This is a genomic window from Proteus hauseri ATCC 700826 (assembly GCF_001654965.1).
GTDB lineage: Bacteria > Pseudomonadota > Gammaproteobacteria > Enterobacterales > Enterobacteriaceae > Proteus > Proteus hauseri.
The window spans coordinates 195,567-219,863 of record NZ_LXEV01000023.1; the positions used below are offsets into that span (position 1 = coordinate 195,567).

The 24,297-nt window shown below is 35.3% G+C and carries 28 protein-coding genes; 10 read left to right on the top strand and 18 right to left on the bottom strand.

Going from position 1 to position 24,297, the window contains the following annotated elements:
- The first annotated feature begins 29 nt into the window (after positions 1-29).
- The 3 genes from M997_RS10615 to M997_RS17210 are packed head-to-tail and all read left to right on the top strand — an operon-like array spanning position 30 to position 2,500.
- Positions 30-1,364, top strand: coding sequence for a cytochrome ubiquinol oxidase subunit I (locus tag M997_RS10615; protein ID WP_064720086.1), 1,335 nt, complete (start codon positions 30-32; stop codon positions 1,362-1,364).
- Positions 1,354-2,358, top strand: coding sequence for a cytochrome d ubiquinol oxidase subunit II (gene cydB / locus M997_RS10620; RefSeq protein WP_064720087.1), 1,005 nt, complete (start codon positions 1,354-1,356; stop codon positions 2,356-2,358). Before M997_RS10615 ends, cydB begins: the two co-directional genes overlap by 11 nt.
- The gene (locus M997_RS17210; RefSeq protein ID WP_074379352.1) at positions 2,339-2,500 is read left to right on the top strand and encodes a DUF2474 domain-containing protein; all 162 of its coding nucleotides are present in this window, start codon (positions 2,339-2,341) and stop codon (positions 2,498-2,500) included. The genes cydB and M997_RS17210 overlap by 20 nt, the downstream gene beginning before the upstream one ends.
- Positions 2,501-2,586: 86 nt before the next feature.
- Here M997_RS17210 and M997_RS10625 read toward each other — a convergent pair whose 3' ends face one another.
- From M997_RS10625 to M997_RS10645, 5 genes are read right to left on the bottom strand one after another with little or no spacing between them, the layout of a single operon-like run.
- A complete protein-coding gene (locus M997_RS10625) occupies positions 2,587-3,294 on the bottom strand; it encodes a fimbrial biogenesis chaperone (protein ID WP_156510821.1) in 708 nt (235 codons plus the stop codon).
- A 10-nt stretch (positions 3,295-3,304) separates the two neighbouring features.
- Complete coding sequence (locus M997_RS10630; protein WP_064720088.1) at positions 3,305-4,381, bottom strand: fimbrial protein; 1,077 nt, start codon at positions 4,379-4,381, stop codon at positions 3,305-3,307.
- 11 nt (positions 4,382-4,392) lie between these two features.
- A complete protein-coding gene (locus M997_RS10635) occupies positions 4,393-6,906 on the bottom strand; it encodes a fimbria/pilus outer membrane usher protein (protein ID WP_074379353.1) in 2,514 nt (837 codons plus the stop codon).
- Positions 6,907-6,919: 13 nt separating this feature from the next.
- On the bottom strand, positions 6,920-7,612 hold the full coding sequence (locus tag M997_RS10640; protein WP_064720090.1) for a fimbrial biogenesis chaperone: 693 nt from the start codon (positions 7,610-7,612) through the stop codon (positions 6,920-6,922).
- Positions 7,613-7,659: 47 nt separating this feature from the next.
- The gene (locus M997_RS10645; protein WP_064720091.1) at positions 7,660-8,250 is read right to left on the bottom strand and encodes a fimbrial protein; all 591 of its coding nucleotides are present in this window, start codon (positions 8,248-8,250) and stop codon (positions 7,660-7,662) included.
- 637 nt (positions 8,251-8,887) lie between these two features.
- Between M997_RS10645 and M997_RS10650 the strand changes: the two genes are divergently transcribed.
- The gene (locus tag M997_RS10650) at positions 8,888-9,733 is read left to right on the top strand and encodes a siderophore-interacting protein (RefSeq protein WP_064720092.1); all 846 of its coding nucleotides are present in this window, start codon (positions 8,888-8,890) and stop codon (positions 9,731-9,733) included.
- Between the two features lie 106 nt (positions 9,734-9,839).
- Here M997_RS10650 and phoH read toward each other — a convergent pair whose 3' ends face one another.
- A complete protein-coding gene (phoH, locus tag M997_RS10655) occupies positions 9,840-10,625 on the bottom strand; it encodes a phosphate starvation-inducible protein PhoH (protein ID WP_064720093.1) in 786 nt (261 codons plus the stop codon).
- 359 nt (positions 10,626-10,984) lie between these two features.
- On the opposite strand from phoH, the gene M997_RS10660 reads away from it, so the two are divergent.
- The gene (locus tag M997_RS10660) at positions 10,985-11,428 is read left to right on the top strand and encodes a methyltransferase family protein (protein ID WP_064720094.1); all 444 of its coding nucleotides are present in this window, start codon (positions 10,985-10,987) and stop codon (positions 11,426-11,428) included.
- A 15-nt stretch (positions 11,429-11,443) separates the two neighbouring features.
- Here the strand turns inward: M997_RS10660 and M997_RS10665 are convergent, their stop codons facing one another.
- Entirely contained in the window at positions 11,444-12,436 is a 993-nt protein-coding gene (locus M997_RS10665; RefSeq protein WP_420874838.1) for an endonuclease, read from the bottom strand.
- A gap of 276 nt (positions 12,437-12,712) precedes the next feature.
- Between M997_RS10665 and M997_RS10670 the strand changes: the two genes are divergently transcribed.
- On the top strand, positions 12,713-12,895 hold the full coding sequence (locus M997_RS10670; protein ID WP_064720096.1) for a hypothetical protein: 183 nt from the start codon (positions 12,713-12,715) through the stop codon (positions 12,893-12,895).
- Here the strand turns inward: M997_RS10670 and M997_RS10675 are convergent, their stop codons facing one another.
- The 7 genes from M997_RS10675 to M997_RS10705 form a co-directional block, all read right to left on the bottom strand.
- Positions 12,896-13,369, bottom strand: coding sequence for a threonine/serine exporter (locus tag M997_RS10675; protein WP_064720097.1), 474 nt, complete (start codon positions 13,367-13,369; stop codon positions 12,896-12,898). It abuts the gene before it with no gap.
- Complete coding sequence (locus M997_RS10680) at positions 13,360-14,163, bottom strand: threonine/serine exporter family protein (protein ID WP_064720098.1); 804 nt, start codon at positions 14,161-14,163, stop codon at positions 13,360-13,362. The genes M997_RS10675 and M997_RS10680 overlap by 10 nt, the downstream gene beginning before the upstream one ends.
- A 260-nt stretch (positions 14,164-14,423) precedes the next feature.
- On the bottom strand, positions 14,424-14,558 hold the full coding sequence (locus M997_RS17855) for a hypothetical protein (protein WP_275658104.1): 135 nt from the start codon (positions 14,556-14,558) through the stop codon (positions 14,424-14,426).
- 409 nt (positions 14,559-14,967) lie between these two features.
- Complete coding sequence (locus tag M997_RS10690; RefSeq protein ID WP_064720099.1) at positions 14,968-15,405, bottom strand: universal stress protein; 438 nt, start codon at positions 15,403-15,405, stop codon at positions 14,968-14,970.
- A 65-nt stretch (positions 15,406-15,470) separates the two neighbouring features.
- Positions 15,471-15,809, bottom strand: a complete 339-nt coding sequence (locus M997_RS10695) for a hypothetical protein (RefSeq protein WP_064720100.1) — start codon at positions 15,807-15,809, stop codon at positions 15,471-15,473.
- 120 nt (positions 15,810-15,929) lie between these two features.
- Complete coding sequence (locus M997_RS10700; RefSeq protein ID WP_064720101.1) at positions 15,930-16,358, bottom strand: universal stress protein; 429 nt, start codon at positions 16,356-16,358, stop codon at positions 15,930-15,932.
- Positions 16,359-16,555: 197 nt separating this feature from the next.
- On the bottom strand, positions 16,556-17,437 hold the full coding sequence (locus M997_RS10705; protein WP_064720102.1) for an NAD(P)H-hydrate dehydratase: 882 nt from the start codon (positions 17,435-17,437) through the stop codon (positions 16,556-16,558).
- A gap of 292 nt (positions 17,438-17,729) precedes the next feature.
- Between M997_RS10705 and M997_RS10710 the strand changes: the two genes are divergently transcribed.
- The 4 genes from M997_RS10710 (at position 17,730) to M997_RS10725 (ending at position 20,784) form a co-directional block, all read left to right on the top strand.
- A complete protein-coding gene (locus tag M997_RS10710; RefSeq protein WP_064720103.1) occupies positions 17,730-17,951 on the top strand; it encodes a DUF2594 family protein in 222 nt (73 codons plus the stop codon).
- 532 nt (positions 17,952-18,483) lie between these two features.
- Entirely contained in the window at positions 18,484-18,846 is a 363-nt protein-coding gene (locus M997_RS10715; protein ID WP_064720104.1) for a hypothetical protein, read from the top strand.
- Positions 18,847-19,120: 274 nt separating this feature from the next.
- Positions 19,121-20,098 carry a porphobilinogen synthase gene (hemB, locus tag M997_RS10720; RefSeq protein ID WP_064720105.1) on the top strand — a complete coding sequence of 326 codons (978 nt, stop codon included), beginning with the start codon at positions 19,121-19,123 and terminating at the stop codon, positions 20,096-20,098.
- Positions 20,099-20,319: 221 nt separating this feature from the next.
- On the top strand, positions 20,320-20,784 hold the full coding sequence (locus M997_RS10725) for an HIT family protein (protein WP_064720106.1): 465 nt from the start codon (positions 20,320-20,322) through the stop codon (positions 20,782-20,784).
- Between the two features lie 110 nt (positions 20,785-20,894).
- Here M997_RS10725 and M997_RS10730 read toward each other — a convergent pair whose 3' ends face one another.
- From M997_RS10730 to codB, 4 genes are all read right to left on the bottom strand, one after another.
- Positions 20,895-21,239: a low molecular weight protein tyrosine phosphatase family protein gene (locus M997_RS10730; protein WP_064720107.1), complete on the bottom strand. Its 345-nt coding sequence runs from the start codon at positions 21,237-21,239 to the stop codon at positions 20,895-20,897.
- Positions 21,239-21,463 carry a hypothetical protein gene (locus tag M997_RS10735; RefSeq protein ID WP_082918426.1) on the bottom strand — a complete coding sequence of 75 codons (225 nt, stop codon included), beginning with the start codon at positions 21,461-21,463 and terminating at the stop codon, positions 21,239-21,241. The genes M997_RS10730 and M997_RS10735 overlap by 1 nt, the downstream gene beginning before the upstream one ends.
- 246 nt (positions 21,464-21,709) lie before the next feature.
- Positions 21,710-22,987, bottom strand: coding sequence for a cytosine deaminase (locus tag M997_RS10740; protein ID WP_064720109.1), 1,278 nt, complete (start codon positions 22,985-22,987; stop codon positions 21,710-21,712).
- Complete coding sequence (gene codB, locus M997_RS10745) at positions 22,977-24,227, bottom strand: cytosine permease (RefSeq protein ID WP_064720110.1); 1,251 nt, start codon at positions 24,225-24,227, stop codon at positions 22,977-22,979. The genes M997_RS10740 and codB overlap by 11 nt, the downstream gene beginning before the upstream one ends.
- Positions 24,228-24,297: the final 70 nt, after the last annotated feature.

The window sequence follows — 24,297 nt, forward strand, 5'->3', positions numbered from 1 at the left end:
CAATTTACATATTAATAACGAGGTTTTTTATGCTTGGGTTAAGTGCCTTTGATTTGGCGCGTATCCAATTTGCGTTTACAGTTTCTTTTCATATTATCTTCCCTGCTATTACTATCGGACTTGCTAGCTTTTTAGCGGTATTGGAAGGTTTATGGTTAAAAACCCGCAATAAGGACTATTTAGCGCTATTCCATTTTTGGTCAAAAATATTTGCTGTTAACTTTGCTATGGGCGTTGTATCAGGTCTGGTTATGGCTTATCAGTTTGGTACAAACTGGAGCTTATTTTCAGATTTCGCGGGCTCCATAACGGGTCCGTTACTGACTTATGAAGTCCTTACCGCCTTCTTCTTAGAAGCGGGATTTTTAGGCGTTATGTTATTTGGTTGGCATAAAGTCGGTGAAAAACTCCACTTTTTTGCCACTTGTATGGTTGCACTCGGTACATTGATGTCCACATTCTGGATCTTGGCATCAAACAGCTGGATGCAAACACCACAAGGATTTGAAATTATTAATAACCAAGTAGTTCCAACTGACTGGCTTGCTGTCATTTTTAACCCTTCATTTCCCTATCGCCTTGCACATATGGGTGTTGCTGCTTTCCTTGCTTCTGCCTTCTTTATTGCGGCTTCCGCCGCTTGGCATCTGCTTAAAGGTAATACCTCATCGGCAATGAAAAAAATGCTTTCGATGTCTTTATGGATGATCCTTATCCTTGCACCTATTCAAGCATTGATTGGTGATGTGCATGGTTTAAATACCTTAAAACACCAACCAGCAAAAATAGCTGCAATTGAAGGGCATTGGGAAAATAAACCTGGCGAAGCAACACCTCTTATTCTTTTTGGTATGCCTGATATGGATGCTGAAAAGACAAAATATGCTTTAGAAATTCCTTATCTTGGCAGCCTTATCTTAACGCATAGTTTAGATAAACAAGTACCCGCACTTAAAGAGTTCCCTAAAGAAGATAGACCCAATTCACTTATTGTTTTCTGGTCATTCCGCATTATGGTTGGTCTTGGCATGTTAATGATTTTAGTGGGCGTTTGGGGAACATGGTTGCGTTATAGAAATAAACTATATCAATCAAAAGCTTTCTTACGCTTAACATTTTTAATGGCGCCATCAGGTCTTATCGCTATCCTTGCTGGCTGGTTTACCACAGAAGTTGGCCGTCAGCCTTGGGTTGTTTATGGCATACAACGAACACGAGATGCGGTTTCAGCTCATGGTGAAATGCATATGAGCATTAGTTTGCTGATCTTCTTTGTTGTCTATAGTTCTGTGTTCGGTATTGGATATGCCTATATGTTAAAACTGATCCGTAAAGGTACACCGGAGGTTCAAAATGGGAATTGATTTACCAGTTATTTGGTTCATCATAATCGTATTTAGTACACTGATGTACATCGTTATGGATGGCTTCGATCTCGGTATTGGAATGCCCTATCCTTTTATAAAAGATAGACAAGATCGTGATTTAATGATGAATACCGTTGCCCCAGTTTGGGACGGCAACGAAACATGGTTAGTACTTGGTGGCGCTGCACTTTTTGGTGCCTTTCCTCTGGCTTATGCCGTGATCCTCGATGCACTCGCAATGCCTTTAACGTTAATGCTTGTTGCACTAATATTCCGAGGGGTCGCGTTTGAATTCCGCTTTAAAGCGGATGATAACCACCAATCTTTTTGGGATAAAGCCTTTATTGTCGGATCAGTATTAGCAACATTCACACAAGGTATTGTTGTCGGTAGTGTTGTTCAGGGGTTACCCGTAGTTAATCGTACTTTCGCGGGCAGCTACCTTGATTGGCTAACACCATTCCCTCTTTTTTGCGGCCTTGGTTTAGTTATTGCCTACTCATTATTGGGTTGTGGCTGGTTGATTATGAAAACCGAAGGTCACTTACAACAAAATTTATATAAAGTTGCCAAGCCATTAACCTTAGTAATGCTTGCGGTTGTTGCCATTGTCAGTGCATGGACACCATTAGCCCAACCCGCTATTGCTGAACGTTGGTTCTCTTTACCTAATATTTTCTTCTTTTTACCTGTGCCATTACTGGTTTTATATAGTGCATGGCTAATTATTCGCTCAGTAAAAAGAAAAGGACATTACCTGCCTTTCTTTGGTGCATTAGCGATTATTTTCTTAGGTTTTGCTGGATTAGGCATTAGCATTTGGCCAAATATTATTCCACCGGCAATCAGTTTTGTCGACGCATCTGCGCCACCAGAAAGCCAAGGTTTTATGCTAGTAGGCGCACTATTTATTATTCCAATTATTCTTGTTTATACATTCTGGAGTTACTACGTATTTAGAGGAAAAACTCATGAAGAAGGCTATCACTGATCCAGCAACAGAAAGCAAACCCTCATTACTTAAAAAGTGGGGATGGCTTATTACCATTTGGTTTTGTAGTGTAATTGCCTTGTTTGCGGTTTCTTCTCTCTTTCGATTTTTAATGACAGCAGCCGGAATGAAAGTGAAGTAGGCAATAGATACACACAGCAATATAATAATAAAAATCAAGGGCTGGAGTTATTTTCAGCCCTTTTCTTTTACATAAAAAATATCATATTAATTAATATTTTTCTTACTTTGCAAATAATTACCATCATCATCAATATAAATAATTGTCACTAGCTGGTTAGGTGTAATCGCGCCCTGGTATTGAATTTGTTGTTTAGAAAAAGGCGCTATCATTGTTGCACCCACAAAGGGTTTATCTTCTTTATCTTCAGCATATATTTTTGATATGGTAAAAAAATAGGCACTTGGATTACTTATTTCTAAATTTATTCCTTGCTGATTTATTTTTATGCCATCAACAATTTCATCAGGTTTTATATCAATTTGGATTGGTCGATAGAAAAGCTTAATTCTAGTTTGTAACGCTAACTGTAATGTATTTTGATTCAATTTATTCGATGATTTTGGTGCAATATCTAATACATTTAAATAAAAAACAGATTCTCTATCTTGGGGAAGTTGATTTTCAAATTGCTTTATTTTTATCTGTAGTCCGTCATTGGCTATTATTTTCGCAATAGGCGGAATAACCAAAAAAGGCGCAGAGGTTGTTTCTGGCGTCGATTCAATATTGCCTTCATCAATCCAACTCTGAATTAGTGCCGGTTGCTCACTATGATTAAAAACTTGTAATGAAACCATCTGATTATCTGATGAAAATATTAAACGAGTACGTTCAAGCACAACACTTGCATAAGTTAAATGGGTGAAAAAAATAAGCATTAAAATAAAATAAGTGCGTATTATGCTCTTCATTTTTTCTTCTCTAATTATATGACATCACAACAGTTGCAGTACTTTCTATTTTTCCTTGCGTTACTGCATTAATATTATAAGGATAATAATAGGCTGCCATATTTATCGAGAATGTAGGTGAGATAGTATTTCCTTTTATAACACTAAATATACTTGTTGCACTTCCTTGAGCACTTACACTATTAGAAAAAATAAGTGGACTAGTTATATTATCACTTTTTACTACACGAAATCCGACGCCACTTGCGCCTTGCGCCGTTGTATTAGTTAATACTGACTTATCATTAGCTAATAAATTTTGACTAGATAAAAACATACTAATATCGCGAGATGCTTTTGAACCGCTTAAGAAATCTTGGCAAGTAAAATTTAATGTAAAAGGTGTATAACCCGCTTTATCTAAAGTTTTAGCATCTTTAATACTGACTAATGGTAATGCGACAGTTAATCCCGCATTAGAAAAATTACAGGTTGTCATTACAGGGTTATAAGTAATCTGCATCGGCTGCAAAAATATATTATTCTGATCAACAGGCCATTGCCAAGTTAATAAAAATTGTACCAACTTCACAACAATGTTAATTAACCATTGTATAATCCCTAAACTAGAAGCATCAGAGGCTAAAATAACCGGTGTTACAACCGCTGTATTTCCACTCACCTCAGTATAATTAGAAGAAGGTTTGCTATTAACTAAGGTGAATTTTAAGGTGAAATTAGTATCCAAATCAGATGCAGGATGTGTTCCTGCTGTAATGTCGGTCACTCTATCCTTTTCCAAATATGTCAGCGTAATAGATACAAATTGCTTTCCACCATTAAACCCTATGGTTCCAACCCGATTATCTGCAAAGGGAGAAGCAATACCGACTGTATTAGGAAACAATCCCCTTGCCGTGCATTTAAATGTACCTGGAAATATTGTTCTGCTTGTTCTTGTTGCCGTTGTTGAAGTGCTATTTAAATCAGTTGATAAGTCAAAATTAATATTAGGTGCGGTTATGGTACTATCTGGCTTGCAATTTGCCATGGCTTGTTGACTTATTGTTCCGAATAAAAGTAAAAATATAAAGGTAGATGATTTCATGATACTTTCCTTTATCGACAGATATTACGATTTACATCCATCGTATTTATTAAATTATTAATTACGCACTCTTTTTTTCCTGCTAAATTTAATTTCACATATACAGAAGATGGCAATGTGTCGCTCTTTAAATAAAGCACGCCCGATTGCCCTACATATCCAATACTTTGTTTTTTATTATTTAAAACCTCTGTACCAAAAGGCAGGCTCTCATTATTTTCTAAAGAAGCTTTGATAATAAAAGTTTGCCGTTGATCGGTCGCAATAGTGAGATAATTAACAGCACCTAAATAAGGTGTTACATGCGTTATATTTCCTACCATTTCAGCATTAGACGGCTTTTCAGTATTGGTTAGCGTATAAGTATTAGTACGATAAGGAATAGTGTTTGCCACTAACACAACACCTTGATTATTAGTTAACGTAGCTTTATTCCCATTCACCATCATATTATTCGCCATAGGCGCATCAATAATAGTGTAAGTTTTTCCTGTATCACCTGAAAAAACAATATGATTAGGAATAGCAACAATAGTACCTCTGGTACCTAACCCACCTTGGCGATAATCATTGGCTTCAGTATAAGATGCCGATAATGTACTATAAGGATGACGATAACTAACGTTTGCACCAACTAAATTATTTCCGCCTGTTTGATTAGAAGTCGTTAAAGTATAATTCATCAAATCATCTTTACCTGCTGTGCCGCTCAAACTTAATGTAGATTGCTGATAACGTGAATCAGCAGCGTAAATAGAAGTATTGATATTGGCTCTTTTATCAAAGAATGAAATCGGCACACTGACATTTAGATAATAACGAGTTTCGTCTTCGTTATCATAATTTCTTAATTTTGATACCGAAAAATTGTAAGCAATATCTTTATAGTTATTTGAATAGCCTAATTGGTATTCTCGGTTATTACCTTGCGTATTCCAATAATTACGATGTGTCCCTGAAAGAAAAATAGCGCCTCGCTGACCACCCAAATATTGATTTAAATTTATCGTAAAGGTATTTTTTGCTCTAGAACCTCTCAGTGCATCAAATGTTGTTAAATCTAAATCTGAAACTGTATTATTATTATCTTGCTGTTTAGCAATCTCATTTTGATAATCTTTCCAAGCTTGATAATTATCATGAGAGTATATTGAATCTACAAAACTGTAATAATTACTGGTAGAGTATCGATAAGCAGCTAACGTTAAGTTGGTTAGTGTTGCATCCATATATTTACTATAAGCAAGGCGAAAGCTTTGCCCAGTCTTTTTTCCATTTTGCAAATCTGCACTTGCATGCGTTATATCAGCAGATATCGCACCAAATTTAAAATTCCAACCACTACCAATTAATGCAGAATAATAATCTTCACTAACAATACCTCCTGCATATACAGTAACCAGATTATTTACACCATAATGAATTTCACCTTGCGCAAATTTAGGCCGATAATCGGTATTATTAATTCTAGATTCACCCATCATCACATTATAGCGATAAACCCCTTCTTTTAGCATATCGGGCACAGCAGAAAATGGTACAGTGAATGACTCTCTTCGTCCGTCCGCTTCTTGAATAACAACAAGAAGATCTCCGCCACCAGCGGTAGGCTGAATATCTCTAAATGAAAATTCACCAGGTGGAACATTTTCTTGAAAAACTAAGTTTTCATTTTGATAAACACTAACTAAAGCATTTGTTTGTGCAACCCCTCTAATAATAGGCGCAAAACCTTGGCTTGAATTGGGTAACATCCCCATTTCAGTTGAAAGAGAAATACCTCGAAATGAAATACTATTAAAAAGTGCGGCGGGTGTATAAAAATCACCCATTGTTAGCCCTGCCGTTATTTTACTTAATGCTTTATAAATATATCGAGTATTATTTTTCCACTGATGCTTTCCATGTGAATAATAAGAATAGTTAGATTCATCACGAAACTGCCATGAACCCAAATTAACACCCGAGTTTATATTTGCAAAAAAATTTTCATTATTACTTTTATTACCATTTTTTTCTTTGTAATTATAGTAATTTATATTATAAGCTAGGATTAATGCAGATATTCCTTGTTGCCAATAACTTGCATCCACATAACCGACTTCTGATTGTTTAACTGAAATTTGAGGTGCTATAACATCTAATCTTAAATTATTAATATCTAATTTTGCACTAACACCTTTAGCTAAGATATCAACTAAAATGGGTTCATCTTTATCTATTTGCTGTTTAGTCTCTAAAGAAAGATTCAGGCCTAATTTATTTACATCCTTAGCGTCAAGGCTAATATTAGGTTTTTCTCCACTAATATTAATTTCAAACTGACCTTTCCATACTTGATTAACATAAATATCAACCAATTGCTTTCCTTCAGGCACTTTATCTTCTATATAAAATCTGGATATATCTCCATGCTTTGATTTTCCTACTAATAAAGACGTATCAAATCCCTCTGCATACAGATTTTGTGTGTAGTTTTGCATTCCTATAAAAATAAGAATTGAGAGATACTTTTTATTTTTCACGATGTTATCTCAATTAGAATTTAATATTCTGTGATTTATAAACACCAAAATCATCAACATAAATAACAACAACTGAATTATTTTTTAATTTATTAATTAATGGTAACTCACGCGAAGATAACGGAGGTATCATTTCAGCCTCAGTAAGAGTTATACGAGGAGTTCCCTCTGTTGAAATAGAAGCTATTGTAAAATGATATTGTGAGTTATTTTTGACTAAAATTTTATTACCTATTAATTGATAAGTTATTTTTTCATTAACCAAGGCTGGATCATCTGTTAATGCTTTAGGGCGATAAAAAATTTTTATTCTTGTTTTCATTACTAATTGCAGATAGCTTTTTCCATTCATTGCCTCTGCATTTTCTGGAATATCTAATACATTTAAATAATAAACCTGTTCAGTATTATTTGGTAATTGCTCATTAGATATTTTAATTTTTAGTAATTGGCCTTGTTTTCCTGCAATTTTTACTATTGGTGGATATAAATAAAAAGGGGATATGGCATTTTCTGGCGTTGAATCAATATCCCCATTATCTATCCAACTTTGAATAAGAGAAGCTAAATTTCCATTATTCGTTAGTTGAATATTAATGCTTTCTGTACCTTCATTATAGATAATCCGAGTACCGTTAATAATAACATTCGCATAGACACTTATTGAGGAAAAAAAGAGTATTATAAATGAGATTAATTTTTTCATCATTATCGTCCTAAAAAGCCAGACTCAAATGAGTCTGGCTTTAAATATTATAAATATGAGACTGTATAGATAACATTAGAATGTACAGGACCTGTTTTAGCCGCTGTCGCATTTGTTTTATAATAGCTTGCAATTAAACGTAAGGTATCTGAATCAGGTGCTGTTTTATCACCTTTAATACCTGTATCAAATGTCGCATTTAAAGGAATAGCAACCGTTGGTGCTGCTGTTGTAGATAAACTAAAGCCTACGTTTTTAGCCACCAAAGGATCATTCTCATTAACAGTATCATTAATTAAATATAATCCGTTTGTAGAAATACTATTTGCAGAAGAGAAATGTATTTTTAAATTACTGCCACTTGGTGTTGAAGCTGGAGCACAGTCAGAGAATGTTAATGCAAACTCCTTTTGATTCTTTGTAATCACTGCACTTGCAGTTGTTCCTGCATCTGTCACCGTAATTGGATCTAATAGAATAGAAAAATCTGCACTATTGCCTCCATTAATAGTACATGTCGTATCACTAATGGCACCAGAGAAAGAAATAATACCACCCGCGCTATTAGTTGTAGCAAAAGCTGACGTCGATAAAATAGCCACTGATAATAATGACAGTGGGAGTTTATTTTTAAACATATTTAACTCCGAGAATAGATTAGCATTCAATTAGCAAAAATAAGCTTTTATTATTGCCATCATTAACTAAAGGTGACTAAAGAGAACTCTAGTCATTTTTATATTAGATACACAAAAATAAGCTTGCCAGTTATTTTAATTATTTTTTTACGAGTGTGATTTAAGTCAAATTAAATGGTCAATATAGAGATTTTTAATATATTAATGTTTTAATTTTTTAATTTACGATAAGATTAAAATATACTTTTAATCTTTATTATATTCTTATGTAATTATAATTATTAACCTCTTAATAATTAATTTTTATTTTAAAAAACCATTAAAACAAAATAATTATAAATAATTTAAAATTATATTTATAAAAAAAACAGATAAATAAAACATATTTAAAATACTTTAATCGTTATAAATTGAAAGTATCTGATAATAATCATTCATTATCTCTCACCTAAATAGATGGCTAAATCAAAATAAAATCAGCATGTTATAGTGTATTCTATTCTTTGATTTTTTGTGTTGCCTTGCCTGTTTTTTTACGATCAAAATCACAGTTACTATTGATAATGACTATCATTATTAATTAAAAATGATAATATCTACGATAAATAATTCAACTAAATGAGTCAGGTAAAAGAAAGTGAGTAATAAAGAAACAACTCAAGAGAAAAATATTTATCGTCCAGCCCCACCGCGCTTAGTTCAAGTAAAATGTATTACTGATATTACTCCGGGTATGCGCTCGATAACTTTTACTAGTGATGATCTAGATACCTATCCTGATAACACGGGTGGTGCACATTTAAAAATATTCTTACCTGTAGATGGTCAAATCAAACCAACAATGCCTACATTCTCAGAAAAAGGGCCGGCTTGGCCAGAGAATGAACCAAGAGCCATTGTGCGTACTTATAGTGTTCGTGCAATTCGTCCTGAACAAAAAGAGATTGATATCGAATTTGCAGTACATGACGATGCAGGTCCCGCCATTAATTTTGCGATGAATGCAAAAGTAGGTGACTATATTGGTATTACCAACCCAGGTGGGCCAGACCCTTTATTAGCACCTGCATCTCATTACTATATGGCGGCCGACCCTAGCTCATTACCGGCATTAATAGCATTAATTGAAACAATGGCACCTGATATACAAGGTAAAGTCATTATTCGGGTAGATAATGAATCTGATCGCCAAATAATTCAAGCACCTAAAAATTTAGAAATAATTTGGTTAATTGGTTCTGTTGAAGAACAGACGCAAAATTTAATCGACGAATTTATTTCATGGCAGTTACCACAAGAAGATGTGGCATTTTGGATTGCTGGTGAAGACAAGATTATTCGTGCTTTAAGACGTCATATTCGCCGCGATAAAGGCTATGATCGTAGCCAAATTTACGCTATCCCTTACTGGCGTTTTGGTTATAACGAAGAAGGTTATCATGCTGAGCGCCATCATGTTATGGATAACGAAGATGTAAGCTAATTAGGCATATTGAGTTGGTTGTACAGGCTGTATATTGTTTCCCTCGACAATATACAGCCTTTTTATTTAGTGCAGATGAACCTAATTTATCTTTTTTATTAAAAAATTAATTGTGGTAAGCCGCTAATACATGCTGACATAAGGTTGAACGGACACAGTCTTCTTCTGTAAATCGGATTACACCAACTCGATTATTTGCCTCAAAACGCGTTAGTGCATCAGCTAAACCAGAAGCAACATTTGTCGATAAATCGCACTGTGTAATATCGCCATTAACTACGACTGTGACATTTTCCCCCATTCGCGTAAGAAACAACTTCATTTGATTAATAGTCACATTTTGCGCTTCATCTAAAATAACAAATGCATTTTCAAAAGTACGTCCACGCATATAAGCAAATGGTGCAATTTCTACTTTGCCAATTTCAGGACGTAAACAGTATTGTAAAAATGATGCGCCTAAACGCTTAACTAACACATCGTAGACAGGTCGAAAATAAGGTGCAAATTTTTCGGCAATATCGCCGGGTAAAAATCCCAAATCTTCATCAGCTTGTAATACAGGTCGAGTGACAATAATACGCTCTATTTCTTTATTAATAAGCGCATCAGCTGCCATTGCTGCACTAAGAAAAGTTTTTCCACATCCTGCTTCTCCTGTTGCAAATACAAGATGTTGATGTCGTATGGCATTCATATATTCGCGTTGCGCTTCTGTTCGTGGTGAAAGCACCCTTTCATCACGTTTTTCCCTCGCCATACCAATAGTATCAATAGCTTGAAATCCGGGTAACACAGTAACGTTATCTTGATAAGAACCATTACGCTGTTCTTTGCGTGATGTACGTTTATTTTCTCGACGTAAACGTGTTGCTGCTTTTTGTCTACTCATAGTGGTATTTACCCTTGTTAGTCTTCAAAAAGTTATAGACATCAATCTGCATTCCATGTGATTACAAGGTGAGTCCCCTTTTAGACTCTAGTTATAAAAAAACAAGTTATTGAAAATAAAAAACCGGTCGCAATTCAGATTATTAGCAACTAATAATCGATTGTTACCGGTTTCATACGCAAGGTACGTTATTTTCATTGCTTCTGTCATTCATATTCCCCATCATGGAGTTAAAGTGAAATTTAACGAAGCTATATGACAGTATAATGACAATGAAAATTTTTTTTCAATAAGATAGTGGGTAATAACGAGAGATGGTTAACATTTAAATAACATATTTTGTTATTTAAGGAGGAATAATGAAATTTTTACGTTTACCTTTTATTTATTGGCTATTGCTTAACGCTATTCCATTTGTTGGTTTTGAACTTCATTCTGCCACCATTAAAACGGGATCCTTTTTTTATTTAGGTTTATTAACCGTAATAACTTCTGGTATTTGGCTTTTTTATTGCCTTTCATTTTTTATCAAACAAAAAACCTCACCGAATCCTAATCACACGCCACAACAATTGGTAACAAGTGGCCCTTATAAAATTAGCCGAAATCCTATGTATCTGGGTTTTCTTGATATCAGTATTGGGTTATTTTTTATTTTTGGTAATTGGGGATTTTTAGGTGCTGCAATAGCGTTCTTTTTTATTACTGATCGCTACACAATAGTGAAAGAAGAAAAACTATTAAGTGAATTGTTTCCACAAACGTGGCAACAATATTGTCGCCACGTTCGTCGTTGGATCTAATTAATTAATTAACTGTTAAGGCTGTTTACAATTATTCGCTAATCGATAACCAGCTTTAGTTGCTTCGCTTTCAGTTGCAAAATAAACAGCATTTTTATCAGACATATTTTTATACCCCGAACAGTGGGAAAAATGATAAATTTTGCTATTTATATTACCTTTAATTTCACCATTTTGAGCCTGCCCTTTATTAGCAGTACTACTAGAAACGGGTTGAGATGTATTTGTTGCAGCTCGGTTTGTCGATGCCGAACTATTTGCAGTTAATCCTGCTCCACTATTTTTATGACCTAATTGCCATTTGACTTGCCCTGTAACAAAAGGATTATGGTGCCCCATAATTCTGGCAATTCGATTATCTCGTTCAATTTCCCATGCTAAAGGCGGATAAGAACGATCCCATGCCATAAAAAGTTGTTGCTGCTGACGAGACATAGAAAGGTTGTAGCGGTCGTGCAAATAGAAATAAACTCTTGCGACTTGCCCTTTCACTTCATTTCGTGGTTCAAAAGTACGAGAAGCAAAATCAACCCGACTACGACATTGCCCATATTGATAAGGAGCCTGCCCAGATAATTGACCAAAACTAAAGTTGCTACGATCCCCATTAACTTCGCCAATAGACGGCGCTAAATTATGTAAGTTAGCTTCAATCACTCTAAATACAGGATCTGTTTTTACACAGTTAGTACGCCCACCATTTTGCCAACATTGGCGCTGATGCCCAAAAACCCAAGCAGGAACAATATGTTCCCATTCAATACGCATTGCTCTAGTTTGCTGTGTTCTTACTTTATAACCACAACTGGCTAAATTAACTTGTCCACCTGACTTACCCGTCCATTCCCAATCACAGCCACAATAAATTGTGCCTTCTTTTTGTTGATTTCGATCATGATAAATCTCTTTTTTTGCTATCTCTTTTGCTTTAGAAAAATTTTCTGGTGCTTGCGCTTGCACGCTCAGAACAATAAAAAACAAACCTAACAATATTGTGAACTGGTGTATTATTTTTCTCAAAGTGATATCTGCCTTACTCTCTATTTAATTAATACAAATAAAGTTAATGGTTATTAACTAACTAATAATCCTATCTTTATTTTTCTTTATATTAACCTTTTTTGATTACTTTTGGACTACCTTTCTTTTTATTTTTATTACAATTAATTAATCAAAAATAAAACAATAAGCGTGAAAGATGATAGAAAAAGGCGTTATTCATGTCATTAACCAAAAAGGGATTTGCTATGGTTTAGCCATTGCTAATTTAGAGAGATTCAAAAAATGAATGAGAATATGCTGAATTTAATGGATGAGTTAGTTGAAATTACAAAAAAGCATGCGAATAACGAAGATGTTAAAGCGCATGCTAGTTTAGAGTCTGAAAATAAACTGCGGATCCAAATCATTATCTCTGATAAAAATGAACTGGATATTACTCTAAATTCACTACAACACGCTGTCTAATTACACACTCGGACGCTTACGATATAACCATAATCCCGGCAAGGATAGCCCGATAGAAAGCGCACCGACAATAAATGAAGCTTTAAGGAAATTAGTAACTAAAGCTTCAAAAATTTCCGCGCTATATCCCACTTGCGTTAATTTAACCACTGAGATCATCGCGATATATGCATTTATTCCGGGGAACATTGGAATAACCGCGGCCACAGTAAAGACTTTAGGATGTGCTAACCACCAACGTGACCATTGAATACCAATAAACCCAACTAAAATTGCAGCACAAAAACTCGCCCACTCAATATTCATACCACTCATTATTAATAATGTGCGCGAACCGTGCCCTATTGCACCTAATGCAGCGCAGTATTTTAGTGCTCGTAATGGCACATTAAACACCATCGCAAAACCAACAGCTGGGATGGCGGCTAAAATCATATCTTCAATAAGTGTGAGGATAATATTTATTATGCCCAATCTCTTAACTCCCATACTGCCATAGCTAAAATTACACCTAGACAAGTAGCCAAGGTTAACATTGTCGCCATTGCCCAACGTGCTAATCCCGTATTTACATGACCTTTAAACATATCAGCAACAGCATTTATTAAAGGAAATCCGGGAACTAATAATAAGACACTAGCGGCCATGGAAATAGTCGCCGTTGTTTGAAAATATGGCAATTTTAATAGAAAACCAGAAACAGAAGTCGCAACAAATGCAGTAATACAGAAATTAATTAACGGGTTCATTTGGCGATGCGTTAATATTTGTCTAACAAACATTCCGAAACCACCACCCATTGCAGAAACTAAAAATCCATCCCAATTACCGCCATTTAATTTAGAGAAACACCCACAAGAGAGCGCCACCATAAATATAATTACCCAACGGGGATATCTTAGCGGTTTTATATGTTCAAAACGTTTTCTGGCTTCAACAATATCAGCGAGATGGTGTTCAACAAGAATAACAATATGCTGAACCTCAGTAACTACGTGCATATTAATGCCGCGATCTACTATTTTTCGTGTCGAGGTTTGACAATGTCCATTCACAATGGTGGTTAACACCACCGCATTGGCTGAGATTGCGCTCTCTACTTGATGGACACCTAACGCAAGCCCTAAGCGGGTTGATAATTGTTCAACCAACATACTCTCAGCCCCATGTTGTAATAACAACAAGGCTGTTTGGATACATAATTTAGTAATTTCACGCTGCTTATCTTCTGAAATGGCATAGTGTTCTGCCATTATTTCATTGTCCATGCTACGCCTTAGTATTAATAAAAAATGAGCAATACTTATGTAAAGTTTATCAGTATAGCTCACTCTCTGCTTTATAAACTTCGTGGACTATTATGAACAATTAAAAGATTTAAGGCTGTAAGTAGATCAAGTTTTTATTAGACATTAAATTGATAAAGATAAATGCCTTTTTTAGCAAGCATAGAGAGTTAATAATATATCTACAATAAAGGCATCTTAAATTAAGTGCCTCATATAATGCATTATTAAGATTTATTATCTTACAACCCCCCTACTTTTACATAAGCATCATTTCGTGTTTCTGCGACAAAAACAGTTGTGCCATATACTGCAAAAATGACTGAAGATAATTGCGTTAATTGTACTTTGTCATCAGTTTGTGGGTTTACAGTCATAATCATACCAGCACAATATTCACTCAATAAAAATTTACCTTTTTAACCAACGCTCTACTGCTTTCATTCCCTCCATATCTTCTTTTTCGTTTTTCCTATTAATACTAAATCCATCTCAGAAGACCGGCTATTAGCATGCGCTAATGTTTGAGAAAAAACTTGCATTGTCACAATAGGAAACTGTGTAATATTCATAAATTAAAAATGTTTATTATTCATAATATTATCTTATCTCTAATCTATAAATAGAGATCAAACACGTTAAGCTAAGCACATTCTCTCGCCAGTAATAATTATCATTATTAAATAACTATCGTATTAAAAAATAATTTACGGATGACTAGTAGAAGTAGCAAGAAAATAGCACAAAAAAAGCCCCTTACTACAGCATTAGGGGCTTTATAAAAGACTAGCGTACTACTAAGACAGATTGTTTCGCATAAGCAACAATACCTGATGCGTTAGATCCTAATAGATGTGTTGAAATACTTGGACGACGAGAACCCACAATAATTAAATCTGCGTTAATTTTTTCAGCGAGTTCTAGTACTTTATCTCTTGCAGAGCCAAAAGCAGCAGAATATTCAATTTGCTCTGTTGGTAAATCAACAGAATCAACCAGTTCTTTTAATTGCTCTTGAACTCGTTCAATTGCTTTGTTAGCAAATGAACTTAACATATCGTAATGGTAGCTATAACTAATAGAGAAACGGGAAATATCAGGAATAGCGTGGAATAAATGTAATTTTGCACCTTCAAGTTTTGCAATATATACCGCATGTTGCAATGCTTTGGTTGTCAATTCATCTTCTGCGATATCAACAGGTACTAGTATAGTTTTATACATAGTGACTCCTCGTTATTAGATTATAATCTGTTTATTATTGTAGCCTAAAATAACAACATTCTCGTTTAATCTTCTTCAAGGTGCCATTTATGGAGTTGCCGGTGTATAAACGGAGTCACGACAAGCCCAATGGATAAAATAAATACACATTGAAGAAATAAGCCATAAATTGCAATGAAAAAACGCCCAGTCGGTGTGACTGGTGCAGGCTCTACCGGTTGTCCACTAAGCATGGATATTGCATTTAATGAAGATTCCATAATTGAATGACCTTCAATTAAATAAAACCCCAACACACCTGGTAATAATCCTAAAAAAAAGAAGATAAGCCCTATTAAATAATAGCGTAAGATGCGTAGAATAAAATGATCAAGCCTTAAAAGTTCTTCTGTGAATTTTTCCATTCTTATTCACTCTATAGACGGTTTACTTGATAAACAGCATATTTTATAAATAAGATAACACTGTGTAAGAATGGCAAAAAATATGCCATGAGAAAACCTCATAGCATATTAATGAATATATTAACGAACAACTAATACCGAAATATCAGCATAACGAACAACACCAGCTGCCGTTGAACCTAATAAATGAGTACTGATATTTGGTCTGCGTGAACCGATCACGATTAAGTCTGCATTAATATCTTTTGCTGTAACTAATATTTCATCGCGTGGTGAGCCAAAAGTTACCGTATAAGCGACTTTTTCGGCAGGTAAATCAATGGAGTCCACTAACATTTGCATATCATTTTCAGCTTTTACTGTCGCTTTATCTTTAATTTCTGGATATCCCAGAGAATAAGCATTAATGATTGCCGAAGAGATAGGAAGAACATGAATTAAATGTAAATTAGCTCCGGTTTCTTTCGCTAAATACAGTGCATGTCGAACAGCCTTGCTGGTTAGCTCTTCTTCTACAATATCGATAGGTACTAAAATTGTTTTATACATAATAACTCCTCTCAACTCTCCATTTGCCCTAATACTACCGCAATAACCCCAAGATTACTGTGAGTGAATTAACTAAAAGCAATCTAATGTCAATTATAAACCAACTTTAATTATTAATACCTTAACGCTGATAATAAAAAAACTTTTTAATATTAACGCTCATTAGACTAGTAAAAATTCCGATTAAAAATCTGCATTTAAAATAAAGCATCTCTATGCTGTTTTTTTATTCGCCACATTTGATTACGAATAGTGCGAATAGCATCTATTAATTCTGAAGCGGTTAATCCTATAGGTCCTGTACCATTTTCGACTAAAATATCAGCAGCCATACCATGGATCCATACCGCGCTACAAACGGCATCAAACATCGACATACCTTGTGCTAAAAAGCTCCCCATTACTCCGGTTAATACATCTCCACTCCCTGCTGTTGATAATCCACTATTTCCTGTACTATTTTTTATCGTTTTTCCATCGGGCGAAGCAATAATTGTTCCTTGTCCTTTTAATATGCTCCAACATCTATATTGACGAACAATTTCAATAGTTGCCTGTTCTCGATTATTTTGTATATCTGCAATAGTACAATTAAGTAAAATAGCAGCTTCTTTAGGATGTGGGGTTAATACACAATAAGAGTCCAACTGCTGTATTGGTTTTATTTTTGCCATTAATACCAAGGCATCAGCATCAAACACATAAGGTGTATTTTTATTTCGTTGGGTAAGTACTGATGATAAAAGTTGCTCTGAATCTACCGATAATCCTAATCCACAGCCAATAGCCCATGCCGAGACATTTTTTTGTTTTAATAATGTTGTCGCTGTTTGTAGCATAATTTCAGGTGCACTATCGATATATGGAACAGGTAACTTTTGTTGAGCAAAACCAAGAAAAACTTTACCGCATCCCGCTTTTAACGCACTTTTACCTGCTAATACAATGGCACCACTCATTCCTTCTGTGCTACCAATAACCGCTAATGTGCCAAATGAACCTTTATGAGTATCTCCTGATTTGCGTTGATAAAGTGCTGGATAATGAGATATCGCGTTTAGTAATTGCTCTTGTTTCATTTATCGTTCCTTTATTACACAATTTATTGCTATTAATCTGATAGTTAAAAAATTAAATCCACAGAATTACATCACCGATAAAAGTATAGCGTTACTTCCAAAAATAAACTGAGAGATTATTTGAGCTTTATTTTTAACGTATTAAGTATTATCACTTTATGAACCTTTTATTAAGATAACTAACCACTGTGAATAGCTCTTTTGTTACAGCTATTCATACCAACCTCAGACAATGCTATCCTATTAGTAATTGAAGCTTAAATTATAAACACCATACAAAGGAAATTGCCCCATGAACGAGAAGTTTAAAACTGAAGCTGATGTCGAAACCTTAGCTCAAGAAGTCGCTTGTTTAAAAACGTTAGTCACTTATATGTTAAAAGCGCTAGGCCAGGCAGATGCGGGCCGCGTTATTTTAAATATTCAACGTGCTATTGAGAAAGTTGATGATGAGAAACAAGCAGAGACATTCCGAAATACAATAGCTCAAATTAAGACTGCATATCGTCAATAGTTTTATTCTATTTCTAATTGAGTGTTTGCTCATAGTTTTATTCTATTTTCTGGACTTTTTGTGCTGCACAAATAAACAAAAGATATGTTCTAAACTTCTATATACTCAGTCTCGAAATAAACCATTCTTTATTCATTTAGCTACCCCTCTATTTTTATAGAGGGGATTTTTTTATCTTATTTATTAATGTGTTAGTTATATTACCATTAATAATTTTCATCTTTTCTTTTTATTGTACGTTTTAACAGCAAATAATCCTGTCTATTGGTATAAATCTGATTAAACATTAGCTTAATTAAGTTCTATAAATAACAATATAATTAATATCACTTAGCTTAACGCTATTAATTCCCTTAATAAAAAATCAATAAAATCACTCACTGCTTTAAAATAAATACTAACAATAAATGCTAGATAAGCATTAAGTGCATTATTTTAGCTTATTTTTACACCTATTCTGATTTAACGTGATAAGGGTTTGTATGTTACACTGAAATGGTATGCACTAAAAAATAAACCATGAGGCTTTATAATGAAACCACTTCTTTTCTCTCTGCTCCTATTACCTGCTGTCGCATTTGCTAATCCAACAAAAATGGCAGATGACTATTGCGATACATTTAAAGATATTTCAGTCCGAGCTTACGACACCAATGATTCACCAGAGACAATCGCAAAAGATGCATTAGCTGCTTTAAAAGCAAAGAAATTTGATTTAGCTAAATTAGAAGCAACTGAAGCTGATTTCTCCCAAGGCACCGTAGAAGTTGTTAAATCTCTGCGTGATGCAAAAGCTGAAATTGGTTCTCGTGCAGAATTCCAAGCAGGTTTAACGCAAATCGTTGCTGCATGTAAAATTCAAATGGTTGAAGTATTAAACGAACAGAAAAAATAATAGCCTAAAAAGGCTTTATTTTAGTTTGTTATTGAAACCAAAGAGCGGAAATTAACCTGCTCTTTTTTGTTTTTTTTATTATTACAATTTAATAATAAACAACTGAAACATCATTTTATTTTTCTTTCTTAAATTAAGTTTTACATCGTTTTTCTTACTGTCATTCTTCTGTTTATTCCTGTTTTATCAAGAATCAGAGTATCTATCTCCTTGTTTAAAGGTCTATAATACTATCGTAAATATTTATTAGAACTGGCCATAAAAAGGAGATATTGTGAGCAACGAACAATCCATCCAGCGTTTAAGAAGACTACGCCAGTCAGAAAACCTGCGCGCACTCTTTCAAGAAACAACCCTAAGCAAAAATGATCTAGCACTCCCTATTTTTGTTGAAGAAGGGTTGGATGATTATCAGCCAATTAAAAGTATGCCGGGTGTCGTTCGTATTCCTGAAAAACGTCTTGCTTATGAAATTGAGCGTATTGCAAAAGCGGGTATTAAAACTGTTATGACATTTGGTGTCTCACACCACCTCGATGAAACAGGTAGCGATGCTTGGAAAAGCGATGGCCTAGTCTCTCGTATGTCGCGTATTTGTAAAGATGCCGTACCTGAAATGATTGTTATGTCGGATACCTGTTTTTGCGAATACACTTCTCATGGTCATTGCGGCGTGCTGCATGGTGAACATGTTGATAACGACGAAACTATTTATAATTTAGGTCTTCAAGCTGTTGCTGCTGCCCAAGCTGGCGCTGATTTTATTGCACCATCCGCTGCAATGGATGGACAAGTTGCGGCTATTCGTGCGGCACTAGATAAAGCGGGTTTTGTTGATACTGGCATTGTTTCTTATTCCACTAAATTTGCTTCTGCACTTTATGGCCCATTTCGTGATGCAGCGGGTTCTCGTTTAATTGGCGACCGTAAAACCTATCAAATGAACCCAATGAACCGCCGTGAAGCAATCCGCGAATCACTAATTGATGAGCAAGAAGGCGCTGATATGTTAATGGTAAAACCAGCAGGTGCTTATTTAGATATCATTCGCGATGTACGCGAACGCACATTGTTGCCTTTAGCGGCTTACCAAATTAGTGGCGAATATGCACAAATTAAATTTGCTGCATTAGCAGGCGCTATTGATGAAGATCGCGTCGTAATGGAAACCTTAGGCTCAATTAAACGAGCAGGTGCCGATTTAATTCTTTCTTATTTTGCACTTGATCTAGCAGAAAGAAACTTACTTTAATAATTTACCTTAGACAAAAAGCAATATTTGCATTTTATCTGACAGTACAAGTAATAGACCTTATAACAGTGCCGGTTTTCTGTTGATAAGGTCTATTGATATTATTGCCATAGTCTTTTTTGCTCCCTCCTCTTCTATTCGCTTTAGCTAGCTATAATTACACTTTCTTTTTTCAGTAATTTTTGATGATATAGAGCCTCACTTTTTGCTATGAGGCGAATATGGATAACTGTATTTTCTGTCAGATTGTTGCGGGTAAAGCACCTTGTCATAAAATTTGGGAAGATGATCACCATCTTGCATTTTTGTCTATTTTCCCTAATACCAAAGGCTTTACTGTTGTTATTCCTAAAAAACATTACCCTAGCTATGCTTTCGACTTAAGTGATGAAGCTCTCGCCTTATTAGTTATAGCCACCAAAAAAGTAGCAAAAATTTTAGATAAAACCTTCCCTGATGTTTCTCGCTCAGGTATGTTTTTTGAAGGTTTTGGTGTAGACCATGTTCATAGCAAACTTAGTCCAATGCATGGAACTGGCGATATGACAAAATGGGCCCCTATCGAAAATAAACAGAAAATTTTCTTCGATAAATATCCCGGTTATCTTTCATCTCATGATTTTGAGCGGGCAGATGATAAAGAGCTTGCTGAACTAGCGGCACTTATTCGGAAAAACAGTAAATAATTTACTTTCACTTTTTATATTACTTTTTGTATATAGCATGACTCGATTAAATAAAAAAAACGCCCAGACTTAATTAAGCTGAGCGTTTTTTTATCAATAAAATGGCTTATTTAATCAACAGTAAGTCTTGCTTTCATTGGTAAATAAGGTTGAACTTTATGTTCTAGCAGTGTGATAAGTGCAGGATCGTTAAACTGATAGTTATCAGGAATATCCAACACATGCGCTTTTTTATATCGCATTGCCCCAGGAAATTGAGCAGATAATCGATTTAAATGTTTTGATTCCATCACTAAGACTAAATCAGCCCATTTAAGTAATTCATTATCTACCACACATTTTGCATCTCGTCGTGTTCCTGCCGACAAAGTCTCAATGCCATTTCTATTTGCAAACAATAACTCTGCTGTAGGGCTTCGCCATTGATTTTTACTGCAAATAAATAAGATATTCATTATGACTCACTAATATCTAATAACGCATTTAAACGGCGCTGGCTGCGAGAAATTCTTGGATATTCAATTCCCAGCTGCTCAGCTCTTGTCATTTTTAGTGATCGAGTATACAAATTGCGCCATTTTTTTTCTGGCTTAAAAGCAAACTGCGCACTACCCATTTCTTGATGTTTATTTTTACGGTTGACGCATTGGCGCCAAGCTCGTGAACGTTGTATAGACATAAAAACCTCTCTGATTAAACGGATAGCAGCCGCAGTAATACGGAGAGTATCTAACAGGTGTTATTTTAATTGAATACTGTTAAATCGCAATGACTTATTTTTGTACACAGCAAAGTCATTTAAATTTTATTTCGTAGGTAAGATATTCAGTAGATTTAAAGCAATATACGACTTAGTTATTTATTCGCTAAAATAACGGACAGATTGTTTATTAATCTGTCCGTTATTATCAAACTGTATTAAAAATTATTTATAAGAAATAATTGTTGGTTTATCTAACATAATTTCTGTTTTTGCTGGTTGTGTTTGAGCAATGACTCGACCTTGACGAATGGAATAACGCACAGGTACTTGACGACGTAATGCATCGAACCCACTATCTGCGGGTAAAATGATAAAGTTTGCACTATTTCCCACTGCTACACCATAATCGGTTAATGCCAATGTCTTAGCACTATTATGGCTAATTAAATTCAAACCATTATCAATTTGGCCATAACCCATTAGTTGGCAAACATGCAATCCCATATGCAGTACTTGCAGCATATTAGCAGTACCTAATGGATACCAAGGATCAAATACATCATCGTGGCCAAAACAGACATTAATATTGCTCTCTAACATCTCTTTTACGCGAGTAATACCACGACGTTTAGGATAAGTATCAAAGCGACCTTGCAGATGAATATTAACTAATGGGTTGGCAACAAAATTAATACCTGACATTTTTAGTAATCGGAATAATCGTGAAGTATAAGCCCCATTATAAGAGTGCATTGCTGTTGTATGACTTGCTGTTACTCTTGAGCCCATATTTTCTTTATGCGCTAAAGCCGCTACAGTTTCAACAAAGCGCGATTGCTCATCATCAATTTCATCGCAGTGTACATCGATTAAACGATTATATTTTTGTGCCAATGCAAATGTCTTATGTAATGACTCAACACCATACTCACGCGTAAATTCAAAATGAGGAATAGCCCCCACCACATCTGCACCTAATTTTAGCGCTTCTTCTAATAAAGCCTCACCATTTGGGTAAGATAAAATACCCTCTTGCGGGAAAGCGACTATTTGCAAATCAATCCAAGGTTTAATTTCTTCTTTAACTTCTAGCATCGCTTTTAATGCCGTTAATGAAGCGTCAGAAACATCAACATGCGTTCTGACATGCTGAATACCATTGGCAATTTGCCATTGTAATGTTTGCCATGCGCGTTGTTTTACATCGTCATGTGTTAATAATGCTTTACGCTCAGCCCAACGTTCGATGCCTTCAAATAGGGTGCCAGATTGATTCCAGTTAGGCTGACCCGCTGTTTGTGTTGTATCTAAGTGGATATGTGGTTCTACAAAAGGTGCGTGTACTAACCCCCCTTCAGCATCTAATGCATTAGGATGAAAGTCTCCTTTTGGTTGAGGTTCTATCGTTTCAATTTTGTTATTGTTAAGCGTGATGCGCCATAAGCCTTCTTTTCCAGCTAAACGAGCATGATTAATTTGTTCGATGTTTTTATCCAGCATGACTTATCTCCGCTTGTTGCGCTGTACGACGATTTAATATTGGATTTAATACTGCATAGCTTATTGCGCCACCTAATACAGCATTAACAGGCACAATACCTGGTAACCAATGCCCTGCGGCGATCCCAATAGCGACAGCTAATAGTGCAATCCAATTTACCGATTGCATTTTCTCAACACAGAATGTGTTGTAGCGATCTTTATTCATCAGATAATCTGCAATAATAACCCCACCAACAGGTGGAATTGCCGCAGATAAAAAGGTTAACCAACCTACAAAGTTATTATAAAGCCATAATGCGCACAATGTACCAATGATGCCATTTATTACTGAGAGTTTTTTACTCGATAAACCCGTAATATTGGCAAAACCTAATCCTGATGCATAAAGTGCATTATCGTTGGTTGTCCAAATATTTAACCCTAACACCACTATTGCTGGTAATAATAAGCCTTGAGCAATCATTACATCTGAAATATCTGCCATACCTAATGATGCGGCACCTGCTGCACCAAAAACAAACATTAAGGTATTCCCTAAAAAGAAAGCGATAATTGCCACAATAACAGCAATTTTAGGATTACGTCCAAAACGAACAAAGTCCGCAGTTAATGTACCGGCACTAATAAACGATCCCACCACCATTGCCAGTGCTAAATTAAAATCGAGCTTTTCAACAGGCTTTATTGCCATTAGTGCAGAAAATCCGCCCATATCATGTACAGCTAAATAAACTGAGTAACAACCTAATATGGCAATAGCAGGAACAGCGACGATAGAAAGGAGAGTTAGTGCAGAAATTCCGAAGAAGACGGTAACCGTCATTAAGATACCCGAGATAGCAATTAATAAATTGATATCAATGCCAGTTGCTTTTCCAACTGGAATGGCAAACATTGCGACGCCAACACCAAACCAACCAACTTGAGTACCACCGAGTAAAAGAGAAGGAAGCCAAGAACCTTTAATACCGAAAGAGTAACGAGCGAGGAGATGAGTAGTAAGACCTGTTTTAGAACCAATGAAACCAAGAAATGCGGTGTAGATACCAAGAAGAAGATTACCAATAAGAACTGCGAGGAAGAAATCATTAAAAGAAAGACCCGTACCGAGAGCGCCTCCGGTCCACATACTGGCTGAAAAAAACGTTAATCCCAACATCACAAAGGTTAACGCTATTCCACCCTTTCGTGCGGATATGGGCACAGGGCCCTGACTATAATTGTTGTCCTGAGACACTTTAACCCCCTTTTAATTTCACCAGGCCAAAAAATCTGCCGCATTCTATCTGCCTCAAAATAATATGCAA